The sequence below is a fragment of the Flavobacterium sp. genome (assembly GCF_031363805.1).
Taxonomy (GTDB): domain Bacteria; phylum Bacteroidota; class Bacteroidia; order Flavobacteriales; family Flavobacteriaceae; genus Flavobacterium.
The window spans coordinates 1-3,049 of record NZ_JANLVD010000042.1; the positions used below are offsets into that span (position 1 = coordinate 1).

3 protein-coding genes are annotated in these 3,049 nt (G+C 33.7%); 1 reads left to right on the plus strand and 2 read right to left on the minus strand.

Features of this window, described 5'->3' with window-relative positions:
- A partial coding sequence (locus RMN92_RS02500) for an endonuclease MutS2 (RefSeq protein ID WP_409024842.1) occupies positions 1-1,343 on the minus strand: 1,343 nt, incomplete at its 3' end.
- An 83-nt stretch (positions 1,344-1,426) separates the two neighbouring features.
- On the opposite strand from RMN92_RS02500, the gene RMN92_RS02505 reads away from it, so the two are divergent.
- Positions 1,427-2,092: a uracil-DNA glycosylase gene (locus RMN92_RS02505; protein ID WP_309607887.1), complete on the plus strand. Its 666-nt coding sequence runs from the start codon at positions 1,427-1,429 to the stop codon at positions 2,090-2,092.
- Positions 2,093-2,260: 168 nt separating this feature from the next.
- Here RMN92_RS02505 and RMN92_RS02510 read toward each other — a convergent pair whose 3' ends face one another.
- Complete coding sequence (locus tag RMN92_RS02510; RefSeq protein WP_309607888.1) at positions 2,261-2,959, minus strand: SDR family oxidoreductase; 699 nt, start codon at positions 2,957-2,959, stop codon at positions 2,261-2,263.
- Positions 2,960-3,049 lie beyond the last annotated feature (90 nt).

The following is a 3,049-nucleotide window of genomic DNA, read 5'->3' on the forward strand; positions in this document are numbered from 1 at the left end:
TCACGGTGGTAAAATTCTTCTAAAAAAATTTCGGCCAACGCGCCACCCAAATCTGGATCTGAACCTGTTCCGAATTCATCAATTAAAAACAATGTTTTGGCATTGCACTTTTTTAAGAAATAGTTCATATTTTTTAATCGGTAACTATAGGTACTTAAATGATTTTCGATAGATTGATTGTCGCCAATATCTGTTAGAATTCTATCAAACAAACACGTTTCACTGCGTTCGTGAGCTGGAATCAACATACCAGATTGCAACATCAATTGCAACAAACCTACTGTTTTTAACGAAATAGTTTTTCCGCCCGCATTCGGTCCAGAAATAACTATAATTCTATTTTCTAAGTTAAATTCAATAGTTTGTGAATGCGTAATTTCGTTGCTCGCTTTGTTGTTTAAATATAAAATAGGGTGGAAGGCATCTTTAAAATAAACCCTGCGTTCTTTAGTTATATTGGGTAAAATCCCGTTGATTCTATTGGCATATTTCGCTTTGGCAGCGATAACATCTATATCGCTCAAAAAATCCTGGTACTGAATTATTAAAGGAAGAAACGGTCTTATTGTATTGGTTAACTGTTTTAAAACACGGGTGATTTCTTCTTTTTCTTCATATTCCAAATTACTCAATTCTCGTGAATATCGCAAAGTAGCTTCGGGTTCTATAAAAGCCAAACTTCCTGTTTTTGAACTTCCTAAAATAGTGCCTTTTACCTTTCTGCGGTACATGGCTAAAACTGCTAAAACCCTACGATTGTTTACAAAACTTTCTTTAATATCATCCAAATAGCCCAAGCTGTTGTATTGGCTCAATGCCATACCAAAACTTTGGTTTACTTTGCCTCGAACGGCATTTATATCTCTACGAATATTTAATAAATCTGGTGAAGCATTGTCTTTAATTTCACCGTATTTATCGACCACATCGTCAATAGAATTGATGATTAGCTTTGTAAGTTCAATTTGACTTGATTTTTTGAACAAATTGGGATAATATTCTTCAAATTTTTTAAAATATTGTAATAGAATATTCGTGGTTTCAGATAATGTGGCAATTTTTCTAAAACTACCAACTTCTAGAAAACTGTCTTCGATAGCCAAAAATCTAATTTCGTGCGATATGGCATCGAATCCATGATTTGGAATGGCATTGTTATTCTGGAAAGAAGAAACGTATTCTGAGGTTTGATACAACGCTGTCATCAAACTTTGTTCGTCTTGGAAAGGTTTTATTTCCAAGGCTTTTTGTTTGCCAATATCGGTGTTACAAATGTTGGAGACTGTTTCTAAAACTGTTGAAAATTGTAAATCTTGGAGTGTTTTTTCGGTAATTGAAATCATTGATATATTTAGAATAAAACAAAGTTACAAATGTTTAAACGCATAATTGATATAGATTTTATATTTTTGATAAAAAATATAAAATGAAAGTAAATATTCATGAATCTTGGCAAAATACACTTTCTGAAGAATTTGATAAACCTTATTTTGTTTCGCTTATTGATTTTGTAAAAAGCGAATACAATACAAAAAAATGCTATCCAAAAGGAAGCCAAATATTTTCTGCCTTTGATTTCTGTCCGTTTGAGGATGTAAAAATAGTCATTATTGGTCAAGATCCTTATCATGGTTATGGTCAAGCCAATGGTTTGTGTTTTTCTGTGAATGATGGCATTGCAATGCCACCATCGTTGCTCAATATATTCAAAGAAATTGAAACTGATATTCAAATTCCCTTTCCTAAAACTGGGAATTTGGAACGCTGGGCAAAGCAAGGTGTTCTGTTGTTGAATGCTACATTGACTGTAAGAGAAAATGAAGCGGGAAGCCATCAAAAAAAAGGTTGGGAAACTTTCACGGATGCCGTTATTCAAAAAATTTCTGATGAAAAAGAAAATGTGGTTTTCTTGCTTTGGGGCGGTTTTGCACAAAAAAAAGGAAGTCGAATTCATAAGGATAAGCATTTGGTTTTGGAATCTGGACATCCATCGCCATTGAGTGCCAACAGAGGGTTTTGGTTTGGTAATAAACATTTTAGTAAAACAAACGATTTTTTAAAATCCAAAGGTTTGAAAGAAATAACATGGTAATTGATCAGAATGAGGATTAATTTTAGCCCCGATTGCAGTGGAAATCCTGTCATTGCGAGGAACGAAGTAATCTTATTATGTGATTGCTTCGTTCCTCGCAATGACAGATTGCAACGAAAAGCGGGAACAATGTTGAAAATAAACGCAATGTTTGTGCTTCAAAAAAAATTACCCATTCACTAAAAGTGTTGACATACCACCATCCACATGAAAAATTTGCCCGGAAATCCAACTGCTTTTATCACTAATTAAAAAATTGGCCATTTGCGCAATATCGTCAGTAGTTCCAAAACGTTTTAAAGGATGGCGTAGCGATGATTTTTCTTTCTTTTCGTCATTATTCAAAAATTTATCAGCCAACGGCGTGTCTGTTAAAGATGGCGCAATCACATTAACTCGAATTTTTGGTGCATATTCCGCAGCCAAAGCTTTTGCGAAACCTTCAATAGCACCTTTTGCAGCGGCAACGCTTGTGTGAAAAGGCATGCCCATACTGGCCGCAACACTACTAAATAATACAATACTCGATTGATTTGAAGCCGTTAAATTGGGTAAAAGAGATTGAATAACTTTAACAGCACCAATAAAATTAATTTGTAAATCGGTTTCAAAAGCGTCGATTTTTAGTGCTTTAAATGGTCGAAGGTTGATGCTTCCAGGACAATAAATTAATCCATCGATAACGGCTGGCAATTTTGAAACATCCAAAATATCTGTAGAAGCATCAAATGGAATGTGTGTAACATTTAAATTTGTTAATTCTTCATTGGTTCTTGAAGCTACAAATACATTGTTTCCTTGTTGTAATTCTTTGGCAATAGCCAAACCAATCCCGTATGAACCGCCAATTAATAGTATATTTTTCATTGTTTTATTTTTTAAATTCTCCAAAAAGTTCAATTAATTTTTTCTCTCTGTGCTCGAATATTTCTTTCAATTTTGGTTTTACTAAAAAAG